Raw genomic sequence first — 23554 nt, forward strand, 5'->3', positions numbered from 1 at the left:
TCCACACATCGTCGTGTCGGTCTGTCTCCTGTCGCCGCGTCGCCCCCGGGGCGCGGACGTCTGCGTCGCGCCGAGGTCACCAGGTCTCGGCGACCCTCTCGGCGAGCACGGCCACCGCGATCGCACCCGGGTCGACCGAGCCGATGCTGCGTTCACCGGTGTAGGACGCGCGGCCCCGGCGGGCCTGCATGGACTTCGTCGCCTCCGCGGCCGCCCGAGCGGACTCGGCAGCCCGCTTCGCGACGTCCTTCGGCTCGGCGCCGAGGTTCGCCTCGATCGTGTCCGTCATCGGTGCGAGCGCGTCCAGCAGGGTCTTCTCGCCCAGGTCCGCGCCCCCGCGGGCCTTGATGCCCTCGATCGCGGCGCGCAGCATCGCGACGACGTCCTCGCCCGTCGCGTCCGGCTTGCCCTTCACCACGGCGGCCGCGCGCAGGAACGCGGTACCCCAGATCGGCCCCGAGGTGCCGCCGATCCGCCCGGTCATCACGATCGCGATCTTCTGCAGGAAGGTGCCGACGTCGGACCGGTCGAACGTGTCCCACTGCGCGACCACGTTCTCGAACCCGCGGGCCAGCGAGAACCCGAAGTCACCGTCGCCCACGACGGAGTCCAGGTCCCCGAAGTACTTCTCGTTCTCGATGCAGGTGTCGGCGATGGTGCGGACGACGGACTCGACGCGGGGGACGTCAGGGGACACGGGACTGCTCGCTCTCGTTCAGGAGGTGCTCGAGATGGGTGAGGTCGACCTCGCCGGCGGGGTTCGTGTGGTGCGGGTCGGCGAGCACCTCCGCCGGATGGTCCGGCAGGTCACCGAGGGTCGTGACGACGAGCGACGCCCCCGTGAAGTCCTCCTCGGCGGTGTAGCTGCTCACCGTGACGACCGTGCGCAGACCGGCCCCGAGCGCCGCACGCAGACCGTTGGCGCTGTCCTCGATCACCAGCGCCTCGTCCGGGCCGATCCCGAGCCGCTCCAGCGTGAGCAGGTAGATGTCCGGAGCGGGCTTCTTGGCGGGCACGACGTCCCCGGCGAGGACGGCGAAGTCGCGGGCGCGGTCCGCTCCGACCGCGTGCTCGAGCACGGCGTGCACCGACGCCTCCGCAGACGTCGATGCGACCGCCAGCCGCCAGCCATGCGCAGCCGCCTCCTCGACGATCCGGGCGATCCCCGGGCGAGCGGGCAGGAGCCCCGCCGCCACCATCTCGGTGTAGTGGGCGGTCTTGGTCTTGTGCCAGGCGGCGATGAGGGTCCTCTGCTCGTCCGGGTCGGCGGGCAGACCCGCGGTCTCGACGAAGACCGGCGTGAACACCGACGCCAGCCGCTCCTTGCCGCCACCGATCGCGAGCAGGTGCCCGTACTCCTCCTGCGACCAGTGGATCGGGACGCCGGCGTCCGCGAACGTCCGGTTGAACGCGGGCAGGTGCCCGTCGCGCTCCGTGTCGGCGAGCACGCCGTCGCAGTCGAAGATCAGGGCGCGCGTCATGTGCGCCCCGCCGAGCCGAACTCGTCGATGCACTCCGCGACCGCGCTGGTCACGGCGGCCGAGATGTCCCGGAACATGCTCGGGGGGTCCCACCTGCCGCGCTCGCGGGCGCCCGCGAGGTGCGTCTCGGCGGAGCGCATGTAGGCGACCTTCACCGCGGTCGAGATGTTGATCTTGGACACGCCGGCCTCGATGAACGCCCGGAAGTCCTCCCGCGACAACCCGGTCCCGCCGTGCAGCACGATCGGGCGGTCGGTTCGCTGGGCGAGCTCGCGGACGCGGTCCGGCCGCAGGACCGGCTTGGCCTTGTACTCGCCGTGCGCCGTGCCGAGCTGGGGGGCGAGCAGGTCGACGCCCGTCCGTTCCGCGACGGCCGCCAGCGTCTCGACGTCGTAGGCGTGCAGGGCCACGTCGGAGCCGACCCCGTCCTCGACCCCCACGATGTTCTCGATCTCGGACTCCACGTCGACGCCGTTCGCGTGCGCCTCGGCGACGACCTCGGCGGTCTCCCGCTCGGCGTCGGCGAGCGACCGGTCGGACGCGTCGAACAGCACCGACGACCAGCCGGCCCGCACGACGTCGCTGATCACCGCGCGATCGGGGCAGTGGTCGAGGTGCAGCGCGACCGGGATGTCGGCCGTGCCGGCGGCGGAGCGGAACATCGTCGTCATGAGGTCCGTGCCGATCGAGCGGACGGTCTTCACGGACACCTGCACGATCAACGGGGACCGCGCCCGGGAGGCTGCGGCGATCACGGCGCGCAGGCTGAGGTCGTCGAGGATGTTGACCGCGGGGACCGCGTAGCCGCGCGCTCGGGCGTCCTGTGTCATCGTCAGCGTCGACGCGATCATGTGCCCGGCTCTCCGGCCTCCGGCCCTCGGCCTCGGCCCCGGATCGAGAACGTCCGACCGAGACCCTCGGATCGATATGTCCGATTCGGCAGTCTAGACAGGTCTACTCATGCGCGACCAGTCGAGTGGCATCCGTGAAAGTCTGTGATCCATGACCGACGTCCTGGAGCGCGACTCCGCAACCCCGCTCTACGCCCAGCTCGAGCAGATCCTGCACGGGCGGATCGTCGGCGGGCAGTGGGCGCCCGGGCAGCGGATCCCGTCCGAGAACGAGCTCAACAAGATGTTCGGCCTGAGCCGGATGACGGTGCGCGGGGTGCTCACCAAGCTCGTCGGCGACGGGCTGCTCGTGCGGGTGCCGGGCAAGGGCACCTACGTGGCGACACCCAAGATCAGCGCGGTCTCGCCGGCGTATCGCGGTGTGCGCGAGCAGCTCGAGTCCCAGGGCTACGAGACGTCGACGCAGCTCATCTCGCTCACCCTCGAGACGCCGTCGTCGGGCGTCCGCGAGCGACTGTCGCTGGCCGCCGACGACCAGACGTACCTCGTCGTCCGCGTCCGATCCGTGCAGGGGGAGCCGATCAGCCTGCACCGCTCCTACGTCCCTGCCCGGCTGGCGCCCGGGCTCGCGGATCACGACGTCGTCGCGAACCAGCTGTGCGTCGTGCTCGAGGAGCACTACGGGTTGCCCATGAAGCACGTGCGCGAGGACCTCGAGGCGGTCGCCGTGAGCACCTCCGAGGCCCGCCACCTGGGCATGCGTCGCGGCGAGCCGGCCCTGCAGCTGCAGGACGTGATCTTCGACGCCCTCAACCGCCCGTTCGAGTACAGCTCGATCGTGTTCCGCGGCGACCGGCTGCGCCTGCGCTTCGACTACGACCGCTGAGGCGCCTCCTTGAGCAGGCCGCCGCCCACCCACTCCCGGATCGCGGCGACGTCGCCGTTGCTCAGCTCCATGCGAGCGCCCCGGCACAGGCCCACCACGTTGTCGGCCCATGCGGCCGCGAGGTCTTGTGCCGTGGTCTTCGACGTGAGCTGCTGACCGCCGTACAGGGCGCCCGAGATGACGAAGTTGACGGTCGAGCGGCCCACGGCGGCGCCGGCCTCCTGGCAGGCGTTGCGCACGCGCCGAGAGGTCTCCGCCCGGTCGAACGGGTGCGACGCCAGATCGGCGGCGAGTGCCGTGAGGAGCACCCGGTAGTTCGACCGGCTCAGGCCGGGAGTGTCGGTGACGGCGGTGACCTGGCGCTGCAGCGCGCTCGGATCGGTGTCGGGCTCGGCGACGGCGCCCGGAAGGTCGGCCTCGCCGAACCGCTTCGGGTCCCAGACGTAGCCCGGTGGGCGCGGCGACGAGGCGACCTCGGGAACGTTGCGTGCGAGCCACTGCAGGAACCCGCCGGCGCCCCCCCAGCTCGATCCGGTCAACCTCGGGTCGGCCTTCTGCGCGGCGCCGGCGACCGCGCCGAGCGTGACCGGCCGGTCCGCCGTGCGGACGCGCTGCAGGATCGCCTTGTGCGCGGCCTCGCTCGCGTCGACGACCGCGGTCGCCGCGGGCGGCTCGTCGAGCTTCTCGGGCTGCTCGACCTTGCCTGCCTGCCTGGAACGCCCTCGGGTGGTCGGTGCCACCACGGGCGTCCGCGGCGCCTCGACGTTCAGGGTGGACGCGGTGCTCGTGACCAGCTCGGCGAGGTCGTCCGCGGTGATCACGTGGTCGGCGACCGCGCGGTACGCCGCCGCAGCCGGGCTCGCGGTCATGATCGTGACCCGGCGGTCCGCTGCCCTGCAGCGCAGCGCCAGGGGAGTGAAGTCGGCGTCGGCCGACACGATGACGAACTCCTCGTAGTGCGTGGGAGCCGCGAGGGCGTCCACGGCGTCGAGGACGAGGTTGATGTCGGCGCTGCTCTTGCCCTGCTGCGTCAGCGACGGGCAGTCGACCACCTGGAAGCCGGCTCGCGTGAAGTTGGGCCGGAAGGTCGCGAACTTCGACGGGTTCAGGTAGCACGCGCGGATCAGGAACCGCCGCGAGAAGTCACCCTCCGAGTCCGTCCCGCTCTCCAGCTCGCTCAGCCAGTGAGCGGGATCGGTCGCGAAGGCCTCGGCAGCCACGGGGTCCAGCCGCTGCAGGCCGATGTAGACGTTGTCGAAGTCGACGAACAGGGCGGTTCGGAACCTGCGACCGGTCTCGGGGCGGTTCGCGGAGGTCACGCTCGATGTGCTCACCCGGAGCATCATCCTCGGTCGAGGCCTCCGTCGTCGTCCGCGACGCTCGACCGGACACCTCGCGGCACGGGACGACGTCCACGAGCATGGGCACATGCACCTCGTTGTCGCGACCGGCTCCGACGCAAACGTGTCGTACACCGAGCACCTGCGAGTCCCCTCGATGAGCGTCGGCACAGCCGTGCTCGCGGTCGGGGCCGCCGATGGTCAGCATCCGCACACCGAGGACGAGATCTACGTGGTGACCCAGGGCAGGGCGAAGCTGTGGACGCCCGACCGGACGGTCGAGGTCGGCCCTGGCTCGATCGCGTTCGTGCCTGCGCTCGAGGAGCACCGGTTCGTGGACGTCGTCGAGGAGCTGCACGTCATCGTGGTGTTCGCGCCGGCAGAGCACACGAACACGGCGTCCTCCGGAGGCTGATCAGCTGCCGGCGACGAACCCGTCGACCGCGTCCTTGGTGACCCCCAGCGACGAGAGAGGGCCGTTGCCGTTCTCGACCTCGAGCAGTGCGAGCAGCACGTGCTCGGTTCCCACGTGCTCGGCGCCGAGCCGGATCGCCTCACGGAACGTCAGCTCGAGGACCTTCTTCGCGGTCGCGTCGTAGGGGATCAGCGGCGGGACGTCGGCCACCGAGGGCGGCAGGACGACCGCGGCGCGGACGGCGTCGGGCGTCGCACCCGCACCCGCGGCCAGCAGTGCCCGGGGGCCGAGTTCCGTCGGCTCGGCCAGCAGACCGAGCACGAGGTGCGCCGCGGTCGTGTGGTCGTTGCCGGCGGCCCGCGCCTCCTCCTGTGCCGCGACGACGACGTTGGCTGCGGCGGCGGTGAACCGCGCGAACCCCTGCTGTGCGTCGAGGTCGGGCTCCTTGGCGACGAAGCGCTTCTGGGCCGCCTGCTTGGTGACGCCCATGCTGGCGCCGATCTCGGTCCAGGAGGCGCCGGACCGACGAGCTTGGTCGACGAAGTGCCCGATCAGGTGGTCGGCGATGCCGTCGAGGTGCTGGGCGGTCTGCACCGCTGTGCACAGTCGCGAGAGGACGTCGTCCTCGTGGGCGGTGATGGCATCGATCAGGTCGTCGAGGCGGACGGTCTTCGGGAGGCGCGTCGTAGGCATGCGTCAACCGTAGGTTGACGCATCGGAGAACGTCAACCCGAGGTTGACGAAAGGGTGTCGACGGGGTGTCGGTGGCCCGGTCCCGGGCCGTACGGCCATGCTGGGCCGCCGACGACCGAGAACTCGTCCTCAGGATCTGGATCGGACTCTCGCTTGCCGAGACCCCCACCGACGAGCGGGTCGTCGCTGTCGGCCGTCGGCTCCGACGCGCGCTCGTGGTCGCGGAGACGGAAACGGATCGACTCGCGCACGGGACGGGACCTCAGACCGGCACGACGGCGGCGGTCGCGGCGACCTCGATGAGCGCACCGGGAACGGCCAGTCCGGCGACACGCGCCGCCGTGACCAGCGGCGGAGCGCCGGCCCGTGCGAGGCGCGGCGCGATCGACCCGTAGGCCGCGCCGAGGTCCGCGTCCGCGGCGATGAGCACGGTCCACTGCACGACGTCGGCAAGCGTGGCGCCGGCGGCCTCGAGGGCCGTGCTCACGTTCTCGACCGCACGGACGGACTGCTCGGCGACGTCAGCCGAGACGACGGCGCCCGAGCCGTCGACGCCGTTCTGGCCGCCGACGTAGATGGTCGTCGCGCCCGCAGGCACGACGGCGACATGGCTGAATGCCGGACTCACCACGAGGCCGGCCGGCTGCGGATAGGTGATCTCCATGCCGCAACCGTCCCACCGACCACTGACAGCCGGCTCCGAGCTCAGCGCGCGTGGGCCATGTCGCCCACGGCCAGCCGCCGCAGGACCTCGAGGACCACGGCGGCGGACCGGTCCGCGGCGTCGTCCACGTGCGTGAGGAAGTCCGCGCCGGCCACCGGGCCGCAGAGGTCGGAGATGCCGCGCACGGACAGGAAGGGCACGCCGTACAGGTGTGCCGTGTGGGCCAGCGCTGCGGATTCCATGTCGATGGCGACGGCTGTCGGGAACGCGGCGCGGATCCGCTCGACCCGGGTGGCGTCGACGAAGGCGTCGCCGGACAGCACCGTTCCGGTGAGCACGCGCAGGTCCACGTCGGCGCCGATCGCGGCCTCGTGGAGGACCTGCTCGGCCTCGTACACCTCCGGCATGCCGGGCACCTGGCCCAGCTCGTACCCGAAGGCGCGGGCGTCCGCGCCCGAGTAGACGTACTCGGAGCCGACGACGACGTCACCCACCCGCACGTCGAGCCCGACGCCGCCTGCAGTTCCCGCGCTGATGACCGCGCGCGGGTGCGTGCCCTGGATGGCGACCGCGCCGGCGGTGGCCGAGTTGACCAGGCCGATACCGCACTGCACCAGGAGGACCTGCCGTGCACCGACGGTCAGCAACCGGTGCACGGCGTGACCCATCTGCGTCGGGTCGCCCACGACGTCGGCCCGTTCCATGAACGGTGCCGACTCGTCGGCCATCGCGGTCACGACGACCGCGTCGACGGCGATCACGCGGTCACCGTGCTCCAGTCCGCGCGGGCGCTCAAGAAGGTCCGCGCGGCCTCCTGGGCGCCCTCCAGGGTGTGGTTGGCGCCCCACCCGCACTGGATCTCGTTGGCGGCCGGAACCTCGGTGGCCGTCAGGATGTCCTCCAGCGTGGACTGCACCAGGTCGAGCACCTCGTCGTACGTCCAGACGCCCTGCAGGATCAGGTAGAAACCCGTCTGGCAGCCCATCGGGGAGAAGTCGACGACACGCTCGGAGTGGTTGCGCGAGTGCTCCGCGAACAGGTGCTCGAGCGAGTGCACGGTCGCCATCTCGAGGTGGGCGACGTTCGGCTGCGTGAACCGGATGTCGTACTTGCTCAGCTCGTCGCCGGCGGGCAGTCGCTTGGTGTCGGCGAGCCGGACGTACGGCGCGACGACGGTGCGGTGGTCGAGGTTGAACGACTCGACGTTCATGCGGGGCTGGTTCACGGCTGACGTCCTTCGGTGCTCGGCGGAACGTCCATTGTCCCCCTCTCGTCAGCCTCGGTGCCCTGTACCGAGGGGTCGTCCGAGTGATCTCCGTCCCTTTGCGGCGCCCTGGCCGCTCGCGGGGGATGTCGTCCGTCGACGAGCGGGGGGACGGAACCTGCGCCTGCCTAGGATCGGGCGCATGGCCATCCCGTCCTTCGTCGTCGACCTGCGCGCCGCGGTCGGTCATCGCCCGCTGTGGCTCTCGGGCGTCACCGCCGTCGTCCTGCGCGAGGTGGGGGCCGTCGAGCAGGTGCTGCTGGTGCGGCGCTCGGACACGGGTGCCTGGACGCCGGTCACGGGCATCATCGACCCGGGTGAGCAGCCCGCCGTCGCGGCGGCCCGAGAGGTGCTCGAGGAGGCATCGGTCGTGGCGGTGCCGGAGCGGCTGGCCTGGGTGAACACGCTCGCGCCGATGCGGTACGCGAACGGCGACGAGGCGCAGTACCTCGACCACACGTTCCGGTTCCGCTGGGTCTCGGGGGAGCCGACACCCGGCGACGAGGAGAACACCGAGGCGGCGTTCTTCCCGTTGGACGGGTTGCCGCCGATGTCGTCGGAGATGCGGTCCCGGATCGAGCGTGCGCTACGGCCTGACGGGCCGGCCGACTTCGAGTTCTGACTGTGCTGCCGGGTCCTCCGACGACATCCACTGCGTCCCCAGGACGCGCAGCAGGGCGAGCGCCTCGGCCGCCGGGGACCCGGTTTCCGCTGAGTAGACGATCACCTTCTGGTCGCTGTCGACGACGTGCAGGGCGTCGCAGTCGAGCGTGATCGGCCCGAGGCTCGGGTGCTCGATGGTCTTGCGGCTCATCTGCCACGCGCCCGGGCCGCCAGTGCGCCAGAGCTCGTCGAACGTCGGGCTCCCGCGCCGGAGCTCGGCGACGAGCTCACGCACGCTCGGGTCGTCCGGGTAGCGGGCCGCGGTCGTGCGCAGGCTGGCCACGGACTGCGCGGCGGTCTCCGCGCGCTCCTCGTCGGACATCGCCACCCGGCTCCGCCGCGGATCGGGGCTGCCGAGGAACCGCTGCCAGATGATGTTCCGCTGCCGACGCGGGACCACCGACCAGTCGCCCAGCAGCGCCGACGCCATCGCGTTCCACGCCAGGATGTCGCCGCGAGCGCTGAGCACCATCGTCGGGAGATCGGACAGCCGGTCGAGGAGCCGCTGCACGCTGGGGCGGACGTGCTCGTCCACCCGACCGGGCCGTGGAGGAGCGCTACCCGCCAGGTGGAAGAGCTCGTCGCGGGCGTCGTCGTCCAGCCGCAGCGCCCGCGCCAGGGCCGCGAGCACCTGCGTGGACGGCTGGGGACCGCGCCCCTGCTCGAGGCGGACCACGTAGTCGACGCTCACGCCCGCCAGCTGCGCGACCTCCTCCCGACGGAGACCCGGCACACGGCGACGGCTGCCCGCAGGCAGCCCGACGTCCTGCGGGGTCAGCGCGGTCCGGGCCTGGACGAGTACGCGCGCCAGCTCAGGGCGGTCCATCGGTCCAGGATGCCGTGTCTGCGGCGGCAGAGCGTAGGAGCGCCGGTCCTAGGCTCCGCTCGTCCTGGCGACGGGTCCCGCCCCGGACGCACCGTGGAGGCATGACAACAGCAACGACAACCTCCACCACCATCGCCCTCGTCACGGGCGCCACCCGGGGCATCGGCCGTGAGACGGTCCGTCGGCTCGCCGCTCTGGGGTGGACCGTCTGGCTCGGCGCCCGGGACGCAGAACAGGGAGCGGCCGTCGCGGCCGACATCCCGGGGGACGTCCGGGTCGTGGGGCTCGACGTCCTCGACGACGCCTCGGTCACCGCGGCAGCGGACACCATCGAGCGGGCGTGCGGCCGCCTCGACGTACTCGTCAACAACGCCGGCGTGCCCGGCGGCTTCGTGTCGCCGCGCGTGACGGTGGCGGCGCACTTCCTGCCGGTCTACGGCGTGAACGTGCTCGGCCCCGTGCGCACCACGCACGCGTTCCTGCCGCTGCTCGACCGCTCGTCGCAGCCCCGGATCGTCATGGTCTCCAGCGGCATGGGTTCGTTCGGCATCACCTCGGACCCGGACCGCTTCGAGTCCACGCTGCACGCGCTCACCTACACGTCCTCCAAGGCCGCGCTCAACATGATCGCGACGCAGTACGCCAAGTCGCTCACCGGCTACCAGGTCAGCGCGGTCGACCCGGGCTACACGTCGACCGAGTTCAACGGCTTCCGCGGCACGCAGACGGTGGAGCAGGGGGCCGAGTCGACGGTCCGGGCGGCCACGCTGGAGCCCGGCGCACCAACCGGAACGTTCACGGACGCGACCGGCGTCGTGCCGTGGTGACCTCGACAGCCGGAACACCGCCGAGGCACGACGACTGCTACCGCGCGAGCCGCTCGACGATCCCGCCGTAGAGACCGGGCGCCGCGGTGGCGATCGGCACGATGCTGCGCCGCAACGGCGAACCGGCGGCCATGACCAGCCCGCTCGTGATCAGCCGGTAGTCGCGCGTGGCGGCGGTCCATGCCTTCTCGTACGCCGCCGACGACCGCTCGACGTCCGGCCCGAGGGTGCGCACGGCCGCGGCGGCCTGCGCCAGCCCGACGCGGACGCCTTCGCCGGTCAGTGCGTCCACGTAGCCGGAGGCGTCGCCGACGAGCCGGACCCGGCCGGCCGTCCGCGCGCGGGTGCGCTGCAGCAGCGGACCGGCGCCGCGCGGCGGACCGAGGGTCGGCGCCGCGCCGAGGTGCCGGCCCAGGGCGGGGAAACCGGCGAGACTGCGGTCGTAGTCGTAGTTCGGCGGACCCAGCATCGCGACGCCGACGACGTCGTCCGCCACGGGGGTCACGTACGCCTCGACGTGCCGTCCCCAGTGCACCTCGACCAGGTCGCTCCACGGCGGGACCCGGTAGTGCCGCCGGATGCCGAAGCGTCGATGCACGTTCCGCGCGGGCCGGTCCAGCCCGGTCTGGCGGCGGACCGACGAGTGCAGGCCGTCGCATGCCATGAGCCAGTTCGCTCGGACGCCGGCGGCCGTCACGGACTGCGCGTCCTGCGCGATGGTGTCGACCTTGCCGGACCGGACCTCGACGCCCAGCTCCTGCGCGCGCATGGCGAGCGCGAGGTGCAGTGCCGTGCGCCGAACCCCGAGCCCGGTCGCGCCGGTGAACAGGTGGTCGGCGACCCGGTCGCCGGAGACGTACCGGATCCCCGTCAGCAGGTGTCCGGTTGGGTGGACCCCCAGACGAGCGAGCGCCGCGACCGCGCCGGGCATGAGGCCCTCGCCGCAGGCCTTGTCGATCGGGGTCGAACGCGGCTCGACGACCACCGCCCGCAGCCCGGCCAGACGCGCCTCGATCGCCACGGCGAGCCCGACGGGGCCGCCCCCGGCGACCAGGACGTCGACGTCGGGTGTCGCGCCCGTCATGCGGGGCGCCCCGTCATACCGGGCGGCCTGTCATACGGGCGCAGCCACCGATCGAAGGGCGCGCTCCTCGGCCGGGATGCGGAAACGCAGCAGGAGGATCGCGTTGAGCACGGTGAAGCACAGCGCGGTGACCCAGGCTGTGTGCACCAGGGGGAGCGCGGCACCCTCCACCGCGACGGCGATGTAGTTGGGGTGCTGCAGCCGGCGGTACGGTCCGCGGCGCACGAGTGCGACGCCCGGCACCACGATGATGCGCGTGTTCCAGAGGTTTCCGAGCGTCGCGATGCACCACCAGCGCAGACCCTGAGACGCCAGGACCAGAGCGAACGCGGTCCAGCCGAGCAGCGGGAGGAAGGGTCGGTCGGCCACCTCGGCTTCGACCAGGCACGCGACGAGCAGCCCGGTGTGCAGCGCGACCATGGGCGGGTAGTGGCGCCGGCCGCTCTCGATGCCACCGTGCGCGAACGCCCAGGTGGCGTGCCGCTGGGCGACGACGAGCTCCGCGAGGCGCTCGATGCCGACCGCGAGCACCAGGACGACGTACCAGGTCATCGGACCTCCTCCTGGCGGCTCTGCGGGCGGCTCTCCGGCCAGCGCAGCAGCACCAGCTCCGCGCAGACTCCGGGGCCGAACGCGAACACGACGCCGAAGGACCCCGGCAGCTGACCGCCCGCGTCCAGCTCGTCGGCCAGCACGTGCAGGACGCCGGACGACGAGAGGTTCCCGGCCCGCGCGAGCGATGCCCAGCTCGCTGCCAGCGCCTCGTCGGGAAGCCCGAGGGCCCGTGCAGCGGACTCGAGGATGCGGGGGCCCCCGGTGTGCGCGACCCACGTGCCGACATCGCTGACCTTCAGCTGATGCGCGGCGAGCAGGTCCACGACGTCCGCGCCCAGATGCTCCTCGACGATGTCGGACATGCTCGGCGACAGGACGATCCGGAACCCGCTGCCGCCGATGTCCCAGCCCAGCTGGTCGAGCGTGTCGGGATAGAGCGCACTGCGCGTGTCGACGACCTCCACGCCCTCCTCGGGCCGGCCGGAACCCACCATCACGGCCGCGGAGGCGCCGTCACCGAACAGCCCGCTCGAGACGATGTTGGCCATCGAGACGTCATCGTGCTGCAGGGTGAGGGAGCAGAGCTCGACGGAGACGAGCAGCGCGACGTCGTGCGGGTGCCCCTGCAGGTAGTCGCGTACCCGTGCGATCCCGGCCGCCCCGCCCACGCAGCCCAGGCCGAACACGGGGACGTGCTTGACGTCGGGACGCATGCCGAGCCGGTCCGCGAGCAGCACGTCGATCGACGGTGCACCGATGCCGGTGACGGACGTGAAGAACACGTAGTCCACGTCGGTCGCGGTGAGGCCGGCGTCGGCGAGTGCGCGCCGGGCTGCCGTCGCCGCGAGGTCGGTGCCGACCCGCAGGAAGGCGTCGTTCGTCGCGCCGAACGTGGTCAACGAGGCGTACTCCTCGAGCGCGAGCGCGTGGTGCCGCGTCTCGATGCCCTCGGCCGCATGGACGCGACGAATCGTCGGCCAGAGCCGTTCGTCGTCGGTCAGCAGCGGGGCGAGCACGTCGGCGATGTGTCCCTGGGCATGGACGTGCTCGGGCAGGACGGCGGCGACCGAGGCGATTCGCACCATTCGCGCATCGTGCCACGGGGACGGTCCCGGCACAGGGCGCGGGCTGGTTCGGACCTGCGACGATGGCGCGGGTGGAGCGAAGGAGCGCGATGGTCGACGAACTGCGACGGGCCGGCACGGGTCGTGCGCGCGACTTCGCGCTGGCCTGCCACCCGGGTCCGACGCTGGCGGTCACTCTGTTCGCGGTGGCGATGGCGGTCGGCGCCGAGGCTCCGGCCACGACGACCGCCCTGGTCGGGGCGGCGATCCTCACCGGGCAGCTGTCGGTCGGGTGGTCGAACGACTGGATCGACGCGGCTCGGGACGCCGCCGTCGGTCGCACCGACAAGCCCGTCGGCGACGGCCGCCTGACCGCCTCGTCGGTCCGCCGGGCAGCCCTCGTCGCGCTGGCGGCCTGTGTCGCCTTCTCGCTGGCGCTGGGGTGGCGGGCCGGGCTCGTGCACCTGGCGACCGTCGCGTCGGCGTGGTCGTACAACGTCCGGCTCAAGAGCACCGTCTGGTCGTGGGCGCCGTACGCGTTCTCGTTCGGCTTCCTGCCGATGGCGGTCGCCCTGGCCCTGCCGGGATACCCCGTCGCGGCGTGGTGGGCGGTGCTCGGCGGTGCGCTGCTGGGTCTCGGTGCGCACGGGGCCAACGTCGTCCCCGACCTGCAGGACGATCGGAGCACGGGCGTGCGGGGGCTGCCGCACCGCATCGGGGGCACCGCGACGAGCATCGGCTCCGCGCTCGCCCTCGTCGCGGCGACGGTCCTCGTGGTCCTGGCGCCGCCGGGGGTGCCGTCGATCGGCGCGGCCGCGGCGCTCGTCGTCGCGCTGGGGCTGACGATCCTGGGCACGACGATCGCGCTCAACGGGGGCCGTAGCCGACTGCCGTTCTCCGCGGCGATCGCGGTGGCCGGCGTCGACGTCGTCCTGCTCGTCCTCTCGGACTGGGTGGTGCCGCGCTGAGGCGTCGGCGAGCGTTTGACTTCGAGTGCGCTCGAAGGGGCACGCTGCTGGGTGTCCTGTCCTCTCGTCGAAGGAGTCTGCTGTGCGCGTCGGAATCCATCTCATGCGGTTCGACTCGGTGCCTGCCTCCGACCTGCGCCAGGAGCTCGCCCAGACGGTCGTGGCGGCCGAGGACGCCGGGGTCGCGTGGGTCTCGGTCATGGACCACTACTTCCAGATGATCGCGGCGGGCTTCCCGCGCGAGGACCCGATGCTCGAGGCGTACACGACCCTCGGCTACCTGGCCGGCGTCACCTCGAGCGTTCAGCTCGGCGTTCTGGTCACCGGGGTGACGTACCGGCACCCGGGCCTCCTGGCCAAGATCGTCGCCACGCTGGACGTGCTCAGCGGCGGGCGAGCCACCCTCGGGATCGGCGCCGCCTGGTACGAGGAGGAGCACCAGGCGTTCGGGGTCCCGTACCCGCCGCTGGGTGAGCGGTTCGAGCGGCTCGAGGAGGCGCTGCAGATCTGCCGCCAGATGTTCGACCCCTCGAACGACGGGCCGTACGAGGGCACCCACTACCAGCTGGCCGAGACCCTCTGCTCGCCGCAGCCCCTGCACGCGCCGGAGATCATGGTCGGCGGCGGCGGAGAGAAGAAGACCTTGCGTCTCGTGGCTCAGTACGGCGACGCCTGCAACCTGTTCGCGACCACGCCGGAGCTGATCGCGCACAAGCTGGAGGTGCTGCGGGGGCACTGCGCCGACGTCGGTCGCGACCCCGGCGACATCCGCGTCACCATGCTGCACGGCGGTGCGGACCTGTTGAACGGTGACGTCGACGCCTTCGTCGAGGAGATCACGCCGTACCGAGATCTCGGCGTCGAGACCGTGATCCTGCGCCCGCCGGCCACGAGCCTGTCGGCCTGGGTCCGCGACCACGTCGCGCCGGCGGTGGGCCCACTGGCCGAGCTCGGCTAGACCCAGTGGGAGGGCGCGGCGCCGAGACGTCCGGGCAGCCGGGTCGTCGCGTCGCCGCGGGCCGGGGCGACCTGGCTCGGGGTGACGAAGAAGGCGGTCGACAGGTCCGCCGCCCGCAGGTCCGCGCCCCGCAGGTCCGCACCCAGAAGGTCGGCCTCGCGCAGGTCCGCGCCGCGCAGGTCGGCGCCCATGAGGCTCGCGCTCCGCAGGTCCGCGGCGCGCAGGTCGGTGAGGCGCCGTCCGGCCAGGTCGGCACGACGATGGTCCGGTCCCGTCGGCCGCGCCAGGGCCACGGCCTTCTCCAGCAGCGGTCCGACGACGTCCGGCATCGCGAGCGGGTCGACCGAGTGCAGCGCGTCGAGGTCGCCGGTCGCACCTGTCAGCTCGTCGACGAGCACGGTGACGTCACCGTGGATCGGCTCGGCTGCCTCGATGGTCAGGACCTCGGTCAGGTACCAGAGCAGCTCGTGGAGGTTCTGCACGGCATGGAAGTCCGCGAACATCGCGCTCGCCGTCGCCGGGTCGTCGCGCCAGCTGCGGCCTGCGTAGAGCAGCTGGCTGACCTTCTGGCCTCCGCCGAAGCACTCGTAGACCGTGCACCCGGTCATCCCGCGTTCCCGCAGCTCGGTGTGGATGCGGCAGCGGTGGTCGCCGCTGAGGTTCTGGCACGGCGTGCCCGGGCGCTTGTCGAAGGCGAACGCCGACGAGCGCGTGAACCCTAGGGCCACGCAGCACAGGCCGACGCACCGGGAGCAGTCCGAGCGCAGATCGAGACCCATGACGTCGCGCTGCACGGGGTCGAGGGGTTCGCGGTCGCTCTGCACGACGTTGCGCTGCACGAGGTCGCGCTCCACGGGGACCCGATCGTCGGCGTCGCTGCGGTCCGTGGTCACCCTGTGCAGTCTGCGCCACCCGGTACGGGGTGAGCCAGTGTCTCCTCGCTCGAGTCGGTGGCACCGAGGGCTCGCATGCGGTGCGTCCGGGCCGATGCCCCGCGGTGTCTGCCGGTGGCGGATCTGCCGACGGCAGAGCAGGGGCCCAGGCGGGCGTCGGCGTGCGACGTTCGAGTGGTCAGCACGTCGACCACCCGGAGGTTCCGCATGTACCCCACGGCCCGCACCGCCGCCCCGCCCACTCTGCGCCCGTTCGACGACGACCTGTCCACGCGCCTGCTGCACCAGCGGATCGTCGTGCTCGGCCAGGAGGTCGACGACCCGGTCGCCAACCGCATCTGCGCGCAGCTGCTCCTCCTGTCCGCCGAGGACCCGCGCCGCGACATCGCGCTCTACATCAACTCTCCGGGCGGCTCGATCAGCGCCGCTCTGGCCATGTACGACACCATGCGGCTGATCCCCAACGACGTGTCGACGCTCGCCATGGGACTTGCCGCGAGCGCCGGTCAGTTCCTGCTGAGCGCCGGCACGCCCGGCAAGCGGTACGCCATGCGGCACGCGCGGGTGCTGATGCACCAGCCGTCGGGCGGGATCGGGGGGACCGCGGTCGACATCGCGATCCAGGCCGAGAACATGGCGCACGTGAAGCGCACGATGCAGTCTCTGACCGCCGAGCACACGGGCCAGTCGATAGAGACGATCGAGACAGACGCCGACCGCGACCGATGGTTCACCGCGGCGGAGGCGCTCGAGTACGGGTTCGTCGACAAGGTCGTCGAGCAGCTGGACGACGTCCGCCCCGACAGCCCCCGGAAGGTCGGTCTGTGATGGCCAGCTACACGATTCCCGTCGTCGTCGAGCAGCGGCCGAACGGCGAGCGCGCGTCCGACGTCTACTCGCGGCTGCTCGGCGACCGGATCATCTTCCTGGGCACGGAGATCGACGACGGTGTGGCCAACGTGGTGATCGCGCAGCTCCTGCACCTGCAGTCCGAGAGCCAGGACTCGCCGATCCACCTGTACATCAACTCGCCCGGGGGCTCGATCACCGCCCTGCTGGCCGTGTACGACACCATCTCGTACATCAAGCCGACCGTGGCGACGTTCTGCCTGGGGCAGGCTGCCTCCGCCGCTGCGGTGCTCCTGGCGGCGGGCGCACCCGGTAGTCGGCACGTGCTCGAGCACGCGCGGGTGCTGCTGCACCAGCCGTCGGGCGGTGGGGAGGGGACGGCGGCGGACCTGGAGATCCAGGCGCGGGAGGTTCTGCGGCTCCGGGAGGAGGTCGAGCACATCCTGCACCGGCACACGGGCCAGCCCCTCGACAAGCTCCGGCTCGACACCGACAGGGACCTGATCCTGACGGCGCAGCAGGCGGTCGACTACGGCCTGGCCGACCGGGTGGTCCGCACCCTCAAGGAGGTGCCCGCAGCGGTCGCCGGGTAGTCGTCAGGCGGGGTCCGGCGGCGAGCAGTCAGGCGGCGAGTGGTCACGCGGCGAGCAGTCAGGCGGCGAGCAGTCAGGCGGCGAGCAGTCGGGCGGCGAGCGATCAGGCGGCGAGCAGTCGCGCGGCGAGCGGTCAGGCGGCGAGCAGGACGGGCGTCGTCGAGGCGGTGCGGACCGTGAGCCGGGTGACCGTCGCGAGCTCGTGCTCGGTGCTCGTCGCGACGAGGTCTGCGGTGGCTGGTGCCGTCAGGTCGACGACCACGCGGCCCTCGGCGCGGGCGAGCTCGGCATGCGCTGCGCCGACGAGGTCGACCAGCCGTAGTCCGAGGGCCCGGCAGATCGCGACGAGCACCTCCGACGACGGCTCCTTGCGACCGCGCTCGACCTCGGAGAGGTACGCCACCGAGACCCGTGCACTCTCGGCGACGTCCCGCAGGGTGCGGCTCTGACCCTCGCGTCGTGCTCGCAGGATCGCGCCGACCAGGTGCCGGAGCAGTGGTTCGACGGGACGCGGCGCGACGGCTCGGCCCAGCGTGCTGATCGGTTGCGTCATCGGAGCCTCCGGGGGTGATCGCGGTCCTCGTCACGGTAGCCCGCGAACCACCGGCGACGGCCGGCAGGCCTTCTGCCGTCAGCGGACGGACGAACGCCTGCCGATCACGACGACACGTCTGCCGTGGTGAACCTGCTCCACGCGAGCGCGCCGAAGATGACCACCCACGCCGCCTGCAGCGCGAGTCCCTGCCCGAGCACGTGCCAGTCAGGTTCGAGCCGGAGGAACTCCGCGAACCCGAGCCAGTGGTGCGTCAGCAGCGCCGGTGCGATGGCGTGCAACGCCGGCAGCTGGTCGAGCACCCCCGACACGATCGCCACGACGACGGTCGCGGCCATCGCGCCGACGGGTACCTCGGTGAGCGTCGAGAAGAACAGCCCGACCGCGACGAGCCCTGTCATGGAGAGCGCGACGTACGCGACGACACCCGCCACCCTGACGACACCGTCGAGCAACGGCACCGTCGTGCCGGACAGCAAGGTGATGTCGCGCAGCCCGAAGAACGCCGCCCCGGCCACGAGGCCGACGATCGCGATCGAGAGGACGGCTGCACCGGCGAACAGGAGCGCGCCCATCGCCTTCACGCCGAGCAGCCGGGTGCGGGACACGGGCACCACGAGCAGGTACCGCAACGTCCCCGCGGAGGCTTCGCCCGCGACGGCGTCGCCGGAGGCGATGCCGATGGTCAGCGGCAGGAGGAACGGCAGGCAGATGAAGAGCGCCGCGACTACGAGGAACAGCCCGTTGCCGGTGACGTTCCCGATGAACCCGGGGCCCTGACCGCCGAGCGCGCTGTCCTGCGTCAGGAAGAGCACCAGGCCGAGCAGCAGGGGGACCAGGGAGAGGCCCACGAGCAGGACGATGTTGCGGCGGCGCCCGAAGACGAGCCGGAGCTCGCTGCGGGCCAGGCGACCCAGGGCGCCGCGGACGGGCTGAGCGGCGACGGCCGACGGACTCTCAACGAGCGACATCGAAGCCCTCCCCGGTCAGCTCGACGAAGATGTGCTCGAGGTTCGGCCGCCGGACCTCGAGGCCGAGCAGGTCGACCCCGGCGTGCACGATCGCCGCCGACACCTTCTCGGGCGGTGTGTCGTCGAGCAGGGCAGCGACGGTCGTGCCGTCCACGGACACGTCGGCCATCCCGAGCCCGCCGAGCACCTCGGCCACCGCGCCGACGTGGTCGACGGACGTAGTCACCAGGATGCGGGCCGCCCCGCGCGCCGTGAGCTCGCTGCGGTCGCCCTGGAGGAGCAACCGGCCCTTGCCCATGATCCCGATGTGCGAGCAGACCTGCTCGATCTCGGCGAGCAGGTGCGACGACACGAGCACGGTCGACCCGGCCTGCGCGAGGTCGCGCACGAGGTGCCGGACCTCGCGCGTGCCCTGGGGGTCGAGCCCGTTGGTCGGTTCGTCGAGGACCAGGAGCTCGCGCGGTCGCAGCAGCGCCGCGGCCAGTCCCAGCCGCTGCTTCATGCCGAGCGAGTACTGCCGGTACGGCTTCGATGCGGCCGCTGTGAGTCCGACCCGCTCGAGGGCCTCGCCTGCACGGAGGCGGGACGTGCGCGGGTCGGCGGTCGCGTCGCTCGCGTCGAGGCGCGCCAGGTTCGCCCGACCGGTCAGGTAGGGGTGGAACGCCGGCCCCTCGACGAGCGCGCCTACCCGCGGCAGCACGTCGGCGCCGGACTCGGGCATCCGACCCCCGAGCAGCTCGGCGTGCCCGCTCGTCGGCCGGACCAGGCCCAGCAGCATGCGGATCGTCGTCGTCTTGCCCGACCCGTTGGGGCCGAGGAACCCGTAGACCGCGCCCCGGGGGACGCGCAGGTCGATCCCGTCGACGGCCACCTGCCCGGAGCGGAACTGCTTCGTCAGGCCCTCGGTGCGAATGGCGAGGTCCGTGCCCGCAAGGCCGCCCGTGCCTGCAAGGTCGGCCGTGCCTGCAAGGTCGCCCGTGCCCGCACCCCCGGTCGAGGATGCGGGAACGGGCAGCGGGTCCGTCATCGGGCCAGGGCCTGCAGGGTCGCGCCCGGCACGGCGCCGACGAGCACCCGGCCGTCGTCGGTCACCAGCACGGACAGCAGCGCCGAGGTCAGCAGGTGACCCTCCGGGACGACGGTCGTCAGCTGGTCGTAGAGCGCCGACGTGTCCAGCGACCCGATCGGCGAGCCGCTGCCGCGCTTGTTCTCGGGGGCGAACTGGTCGTAGAGCTGCTGAGCGCCCTTCGAGTCGAACTGGCGCTTCGCGCCGGGCAGGGATGTCGCCGCCGCCGGGTCGCCGGCGAGCAGGCCCGGGACGTCGACCCCGAACGCCTGCACGACGCTGTCCCAGCCCGTGCCGGACACCGTCACACCCTCGGGCAGCGTGCCGGGCACCGCCGGGGCCTGTGCGCCCTCCTCGGGCAGGGGCACGACCACGTCCTTGGTGCTGGCCCCGGGCGGGGCCGAGAAGCTGAGCACGGAGTCGGCGGGCGTCCCGAACGACACGTCGGTGAACCCGAGCTCGAGCGACGGCGTCTTGGTGTCCGAGCGGCTCCAGACCTGCAGTCGCAGCGGCGTGCTGGTCTTGGCGTCCACCGCCACCACGATCCTCCCGATCAGGGTGGTCTGGCTCTTCGGGGTCACGACGAGCTGGTAGGCGTCGCGTCCCGCGACCGTCGTCTGCGCGTCGAGTGCGACCGTCGAGTACTGCTTGGCCATCGCGACGGCCTGCTGGCCGGCCTCCGCGGGGGTCGGCAGGTCGCCCGTCACCGGGAGATCGCCGGCTGCGGCCTTGGCGCTCAGGTCGTCGTACCGCGCGGTGTCGGCGGCGTCCAGGGTGTAGTGCACGACCGCGTTGTCGGTGCTGGAGTACGTCCAGGCCTGCGGGCCGTCCTGCACGACGGAGTACTCGGAGACGTCGCCGAGCAGAGCGGCGCGCGAGCGCTCGGCGCCATCCGTCCAGACGCGCATCGTCGAGCTGCCACCGAGCAGCGACACGGGGTTGGCACCGCCGACGTCCTTGAACGGGAGCGCGGGCAGGCCGAGCCGTGCTGTGTAGACGACCGTGCCGGACAGCGGCTGCTGGGGTGCGGCTGCGACCTGGGCTGCGAGCTGCTCGGGCGAGATGGTCGGCAGCCCGGAGCTGTCGGCGCTGGCCAGCAGGGGCGGGGCGGCGAACGCGATCCCGACGGCGGCCGCGGCGACCAACGGAACGGTCCAACGGGCCCGGTTCGACAGGCCGCGGCGGCGACTGGTGGTGGGCATCTGCGGCATCGGCTGCTCGGTCATGGCACCACTGTGCGTCATCGTCGCTGAGCGGACCCTGAGAGCGGGGTGAGGCGGCAGGCCGTCCGCGGGGCGTGCCGGGTGGCATGCTCGCGACATGCGGGTTCTCGTGGTGGACGACGAGCGCGGCCTGGTGCGCGCGCTCAAGCGCGGCCTGACCGCCGAGGGGTTCGTGGTGGACGTCGCGCTGGACGGCGACACAGGTCTGGAGCTCGCGTCGGAGAACGACTACGACGCGATCGTGCTGGACGTGATGCTCCCGCGGCGCAACGGCTACGACGTCGTGACCGCGCTGCGTGAGCGTGACGTGTGGACGCCGGTGCTCATGCTGAGCGCCAAGGACGGCGAGTACGACGTGGCCGACGGGCTCGACGTGGGGGCCGACGACTACTTGACCAAGCCGTTCGCGTTCGTCGTGCTCGTCAGCCGGCTCCGGGCCCTGCTCCGGCGCCAGATGCAGGCGCGCCCCCCGATCCTGACGGTCGGCGAGATCGCCCTCGACCCGTCGACGCGGAAGGTCACGCGTGCGGGCGAGTCCGTGCCGCTCACCGCTCGGGAGGTCGCGCTGCTCGAGTACCTCATGCACCACGCCGACCGCGTGGTCGGCAAGGTCGAGCTGCGGGACCACGTGTGGGACGGCGACGGCGACGACGTGAACGTGGTCGAGGTCTACGTGTCCTACCTGCGTCGCAAGCTCGGTCGCGAGTCGGTCGAGACCGTCCGCGGCGCGGGGTATCGCGTTGCCGGCTAGGCGAGCGTCCTAGGCATGCGGCGTACCAAGCACGAGCACCCCTGGCACGGCCCGTCGTTGCGGATGCGTCTGACGCTCATCGCCTCCGGCGCGTTGTTCGTCGCGCTGGTCGTGGGTGCGTTCGCCCTGACCACGGTGCTGAGCCGTACGCGGATCGACGCACTCGACACGGTGGTCCGGGAGCGTGTCGCGACGATCGCCGTGCTGGTGGAGGACGACCGGCTGCCCGACGAGCTGCCCGTGGCGGAACCGGGGGAGATCGCGCAGCTGCTCGATGCGCGCGGCGGAGTCCTGGCCACGTCCCCCAACGCGAGCCGGACCCTCCCGGTCGTGCCGCTCGACACCGTCGCCGTCGGCCGTGGGACCGCGGTCGGCAGTACCAGCGAGAGTGCCTACGACGACGAGGCGCGGATCGCGGTGCGCTCGTCCACGTACCGCGGCGAGCCGGTGACGGTGGTCGCGACCGTCCCGATCACCGAGGTCCAGAGCGTGCTGGACGCGCTGCGCCTGGCGCTCGTCATGGTCGTGCCGGTGCTGACCCTCCTCCTCGGGCTGGTCGTCTGGTTGATCCTCGGACGCGCGTTGCGACCCGTCGAGGAGCTGCGTCGCGGCGCCGCGCAGGTCGCCTCGACGGGCGGTCCCGGTTCGCTGCCGGTGCCGCGACGCGACGACGAGCTGGGCGCGCTGGCGCGGACGCTGAACTCGATGCTCGACCGGCTCGAGGCCGGTGCTGCCCGACAGCGACGGTTCGTCGCCGACGCCGCGCACGAGCTGCGCTCCCCGCTGGCCACGCTCCGGGCGAGCATCGAGGTCGCGCGTCTGCACCCCGAGTCGTACGACACCGCCGAGCTCGCCTCCGATCTCGAGGCCGAGGTGCTACGGATGCAGGCGCTCGTGGACGACCTCCTGCTGCTCGCACGCGTCGGCTCGGCACCGTCGGCGCGCACGGACGTCGACCTCGCCGCCGTGGTGCGCGACGTGGTGCCGATGACGGCGGTGGCCCTCGTCGTCGACGGATCGGGTCGCGCCTTCGCCGCCGAGGCGCTGGTCGGGCGGGTGGTGCGCAACCTCGTCGACAACGCTCTGCGACACGCGACGGCCCAGGTCAGGGTGACCGTCGCCGACGGGCTCGTCGTGGTCGACGACGACGGCGCCGGCCTCGCCGAGCAGGACTACGAGCGGGTGTTCGAGCGCTTCGTGCGACTCGACGACGCGCGCGAGCGGGACGCGGGCGGGAGTGGTCTCGGGCTGGCGATCGCCCGGGAGGTGGCCCGTGAGCAGGGCGGCGACATCAGGTTGTCGCGGTCACCGCTCGGCGGGCTGCGCGCGGAGCTGCGGGTTCCGGTCAGCTGAGTCACCCCGTCCCGCGTCGAGCCTCGCGCGCCCGCCTCCAGCAGCCCGTGCGGCTCGTCGGAACGTCGTCGTACGGTGGTTTCTCGACGACCGCCGGAGGTGACCGATGCCCCAGCCCGATCCGATCGACGCCGGCCGTGACCCCGTGCGTGATGTGCCGCTGGACGTGGCCCGCTACGTGGCCGACCGGGACGCCGCACGGGACCGCGCGGGCCGCGAGCCGGGCGACGTTGCGCAGGACGACGTTGCGCAGGACGACGGCGAGCAGGGCGACGGCGAGCAGGGCGACGGTGCCCAGATGCCTGCGGGGCCGGCTCCGATGGCCGGCCGCATGCAGTTCCGCACCGCGTGGGTGGACCGCGTGGTCGACCAGGCGATCGCCAGGGGAGAGTTCGACAACCTGCCGCTGGCGGGCAAACCGATCCCGGGGATCGGAGCGCACCACGACCCGGACTGGTGGCTCAAGGCGCTCATCGAGCGCGAGCAGATCTCGGGGGTGCTCCCGGAAGCGATCCAGCTGCGCAAGGACGACGCGGTGCTCGACGAGCGGCTGGACGGCCTGCGCGACGAGTCACAGGTCCGGGAGGCACTGACCGAGTTCAACGCCCGGATCGTCGCCGCTCGCCGTCAGCTCATGGGTGGGCCGCCGGTGGTGACCCCGCTGCGGGACGTCGAGCGGGAGGTCTCGGCGTGGGCGTCCCGCCGCGCCGTGCCCGAGCCCGCGCCCGACGTGGGGACGCGACGACGCTCCTGGTGGCGGTGA

28 protein-coding genes are annotated in these 23554 nt (G+C 72.4%); 11 read left to right on the forward strand and 17 right to left on the reverse strand.

The window, feature by feature from the left end; all coding sequences use genetic code 11:
* Positions 1-76: 76 nt before the first annotated feature.
* The 3 genes from dhaL to I847_RS0106650 are packed head-to-tail and all read right to left on the reverse strand — an operon-like array spanning position 77 to position 2311.
* A complete protein-coding gene (gene dhaL, locus I847_RS0106640; protein ID WP_028049077.1) occupies positions 77-697 on the reverse strand; it encodes a dihydroxyacetone kinase subunit DhaL in 621 nt (206 codons plus the stop codon).
* Positions 687-1481 carry an HAD-IA family hydrolase gene (locus tag I847_RS0106645; RefSeq protein ID WP_028049078.1) on the reverse strand — a complete coding sequence of 265 codons (795 nt, stop codon included), beginning with the start codon at positions 1479-1481 and terminating at the stop codon, positions 687-689. The genes dhaL and I847_RS0106645 overlap by 11 nt, the downstream gene beginning before the upstream one ends.
* Positions 1478-2311: a class II fructose-bisphosphate aldolase gene (locus tag I847_RS0106650; protein ID WP_231384118.1), complete on the reverse strand. Its 834-nt coding sequence runs from the start codon at positions 2309-2311 to the stop codon at positions 1478-1480. The genes I847_RS0106645 and I847_RS0106650 overlap by 4 nt, the downstream gene beginning before the upstream one ends.
* A gap of 172 nt (positions 2312-2483) precedes the next feature.
* On the opposite strand from I847_RS0106650, the gene I847_RS0106655 reads away from it, so the two are divergent.
* On the forward strand, positions 2484-3218 hold the full coding sequence (locus I847_RS0106655; RefSeq protein WP_028049080.1) for a GntR family transcriptional regulator: 735 nt from the start codon (positions 2484-2486) through the stop codon (positions 3216-3218).
* On the opposite strand, the gene I847_RS22310 is transcribed toward I847_RS0106655, so the two are convergent.
* A complete protein-coding gene (locus I847_RS22310; RefSeq protein WP_051274541.1) occupies positions 3206-4552 on the reverse strand; it encodes an NYN domain-containing protein in 1347 nt (448 codons plus the stop codon). The two genes, I847_RS0106655 and I847_RS22310, sit on opposite strands and share 13 nt — an antisense overlap.
* A 94-nt stretch (positions 4553-4646) precedes the next feature.
* On the opposite strand from I847_RS22310, the gene I847_RS0106665 reads away from it, so the two are divergent.
* A complete protein-coding gene (locus I847_RS0106665; RefSeq protein WP_028049081.1) occupies positions 4647-4973 on the forward strand; it encodes a cupin domain-containing protein in 327 nt (108 codons plus the stop codon).
* Here I847_RS0106665 and I847_RS22315 read toward each other — a convergent pair whose 3' ends face one another.
* From I847_RS22315 to I847_RS0106690, 4 genes are all read right to left on the reverse strand, one after another.
* Positions 4974-5666: a Clp protease N-terminal domain-containing protein gene (locus I847_RS22315; RefSeq protein ID WP_034609328.1), complete on the reverse strand. Its 693-nt coding sequence runs from the start codon at positions 5664-5666 to the stop codon at positions 4974-4976.
* Positions 5667-5928: 262 nt separating this feature from the next.
* A complete protein-coding gene (locus tag I847_RS0106680) occupies positions 5929-6330 on the reverse strand; it encodes a RidA family protein (RefSeq protein ID WP_028049083.1) in 402 nt (133 codons plus the stop codon).
* A 41-nt stretch (positions 6331-6371) separates the two neighbouring features.
* A complete protein-coding gene (gene mtnN / locus I847_RS0106685) occupies positions 6372-7091 on the reverse strand; it encodes a 5'-methylthioadenosine/S-adenosylhomocysteine nucleosidase (protein WP_028049084.1) in 720 nt (239 codons plus the stop codon).
* Positions 7088-7540, reverse strand: a complete 453-nt coding sequence (locus tag I847_RS0106690; protein ID WP_028049085.1) for an S-ribosylhomocysteine lyase — start codon at positions 7538-7540, stop codon at positions 7088-7090. The genes mtnN and I847_RS0106690 overlap by 4 nt, the downstream gene beginning before the upstream one ends.
* 196 nt (positions 7541-7736) lie before the next feature.
* Between I847_RS0106690 and I847_RS0106695 the strand changes: the two genes are divergently transcribed.
* A complete protein-coding gene (locus I847_RS0106695) occupies positions 7737-8216 on the forward strand; it encodes an NUDIX domain-containing protein (protein ID WP_028049086.1) in 480 nt (159 codons plus the stop codon).
* Here the strand turns inward: I847_RS0106695 and I847_RS0106700 are convergent.
* Positions 8181-9083, reverse strand: coding sequence for a helix-turn-helix transcriptional regulator (locus I847_RS0106700; protein WP_028049087.1), 903 nt, complete (start codon positions 9081-9083; stop codon positions 8181-8183). The two genes, I847_RS0106695 and I847_RS0106700, sit on opposite strands and share 36 nt — an antisense overlap.
* 101 nt (positions 9084-9184) lie before the next feature.
* Here I847_RS0106700 and I847_RS0106705 point away from each other — a divergent pair, with 101 nt between their 5' ends.
* On the forward strand, positions 9185-9910 hold the full coding sequence (locus I847_RS0106705; RefSeq protein ID WP_034609330.1) for an SDR family NAD(P)-dependent oxidoreductase: 726 nt from the start codon (positions 9185-9187) through the stop codon (positions 9908-9910).
* A 37-nt stretch (positions 9911-9947) separates the two neighbouring features.
* On the opposite strand, the gene I847_RS0106710 is transcribed toward I847_RS0106705, so the two are convergent.
* The 3 genes from I847_RS0106710 to I847_RS22320 are packed head-to-tail and all read right to left on the reverse strand — an operon-like array spanning position 9948 to position 12634.
* Complete coding sequence (locus I847_RS0106710; protein ID WP_028049089.1) at positions 9948-10994, reverse strand: NAD(P)/FAD-dependent oxidoreductase; 1047 nt, start codon at positions 10992-10994, stop codon at positions 9948-9950.
* Positions 10995-11024: 30 nt separating this feature from the next.
* On the reverse strand, positions 11025-11546 hold the full coding sequence (locus tag I847_RS0106715; protein ID WP_028049090.1) for an isoprenylcysteine carboxyl methyltransferase family protein: 522 nt from the start codon (positions 11544-11546) through the stop codon (positions 11025-11027).
* The gene (locus I847_RS22320; RefSeq protein ID WP_034609332.1) at positions 11543-12634 is read right to left on the reverse strand and encodes a type III polyketide synthase; all 1092 of its coding nucleotides are present in this window, start codon (positions 12632-12634) and stop codon (positions 11543-11545) included. Before I847_RS22320 ends, I847_RS0106715 begins: the two co-directional genes overlap by 4 nt.
* An 89-nt stretch (positions 12635-12723) precedes the next feature.
* Here I847_RS22320 and I847_RS0106725 point away from each other — a divergent pair, with 89 nt between their 5' ends.
* Entirely contained in the window at positions 12724-13581 is an 858-nt protein-coding gene (locus I847_RS0106725; protein WP_028049091.1) for a UbiA family prenyltransferase, read from the forward strand.
* Positions 13582-13663: 82 nt separating this feature from the next.
* Positions 13664-14539: an LLM class F420-dependent oxidoreductase gene (locus I847_RS0106730; protein WP_028049092.1), complete on the forward strand. Its 876-nt coding sequence runs from the start codon at positions 13664-13666 to the stop codon at positions 14537-14539.
* Here I847_RS0106730 and I847_RS0106735 read toward each other — a convergent pair.
* Positions 14536-15432, reverse strand: a complete 897-nt coding sequence (locus I847_RS0106735) for a pentapeptide repeat-containing protein (protein ID WP_231384119.1) — start codon at positions 15430-15432, stop codon at positions 14536-14538. The genes I847_RS0106730 and I847_RS0106735 overlap by 4 nt on opposite strands.
* 207 nt (positions 15433-15639) lie before the next feature.
* On the opposite strand from I847_RS0106735, the gene I847_RS0106740 reads away from it, so the two are divergent.
* Entirely contained in the window at positions 15640-16260 is a 621-nt protein-coding gene (locus I847_RS0106740; protein WP_028049094.1) for a ClpP family protease, read from the forward strand.
* Positions 16260-16874, forward strand: coding sequence for a ClpP family protease (locus I847_RS0106745; RefSeq protein WP_028049095.1), 615 nt, complete (start codon positions 16260-16262; stop codon positions 16872-16874). The genes I847_RS0106740 and I847_RS0106745 overlap by 1 nt, the downstream gene beginning before the upstream one ends.
* Positions 16875-17007: 133 nt before the next feature.
* Here I847_RS0106745 and I847_RS22325 read toward each other — a convergent pair whose 3' ends face one another.
* The 4 genes from I847_RS22325 to I847_RS0106765 all read right to left on the reverse strand — a co-directional run bounded on the left by I847_RS22325 (position 17008) and on the right by I847_RS0106765 (position 20690).
* The gene (locus I847_RS22325; protein ID WP_081680551.1) at positions 17008-17427 is read right to left on the reverse strand and encodes a helix-turn-helix domain-containing protein; all 420 of its coding nucleotides are present in this window, start codon (positions 17425-17427) and stop codon (positions 17008-17010) included.
* Between the two features lie 104 nt (positions 17428-17531).
* Positions 17532-18398 (reverse strand): ABC transporter permease, encoded by an 867-nt coding sequence (locus I847_RS0106755; protein WP_028049096.1) that lies wholly within the window; start codon positions 18396-18398, stop codon positions 17532-17534.
* Complete coding sequence (locus I847_RS22330) at positions 18385-19425, reverse strand: ABC transporter ATP-binding protein (protein ID WP_081680552.1); 1041 nt, start codon at positions 19423-19425, stop codon at positions 18385-18387. Before I847_RS22330 ends, I847_RS0106755 begins: the two co-directional genes overlap by 14 nt.
* Positions 19422-20690, reverse strand: coding sequence for a hypothetical protein (locus tag I847_RS0106765; RefSeq protein ID WP_028049097.1), 1269 nt, complete (start codon positions 20688-20690; stop codon positions 19422-19424). Before I847_RS0106765 ends, I847_RS22330 begins: the two co-directional genes overlap by 4 nt.
* A gap of 94 nt (positions 20691-20784) precedes the next feature.
* Between I847_RS0106765 and I847_RS0106770 the strand changes: the two genes are divergently transcribed.
* From I847_RS0106770 to I847_RS22335, 3 genes are all read left to right on the forward strand, one after another.
* A complete protein-coding gene (locus I847_RS0106770) occupies positions 20785-21438 on the forward strand; it encodes a response regulator transcription factor (RefSeq protein WP_028049098.1) in 654 nt (217 codons plus the stop codon).
* 15 nt (positions 21439-21453) lie between these two features.
* Positions 21454-22791, forward strand: coding sequence for an ATP-binding protein (locus I847_RS0106775; protein ID WP_028049099.1), 1338 nt, complete (start codon positions 21454-21456; stop codon positions 22789-22791).
* Positions 22792-22897: 106 nt separating this feature from the next.
* The gene (locus I847_RS22335; RefSeq protein WP_051274542.1) at positions 22898-23554 is read left to right on the forward strand and encodes a DUF1992 domain-containing protein; all 657 of its coding nucleotides are present in this window, start codon (positions 22898-22900) and stop codon (positions 23552-23554) included.

It is taken from the genome of Cellulomonas sp. URHD0024 (assembly GCF_000426185.1).
GTDB lineage: Bacteria > Actinomycetota > Actinomycetes > Actinomycetales > Cellulomonadaceae > Cellulomonas.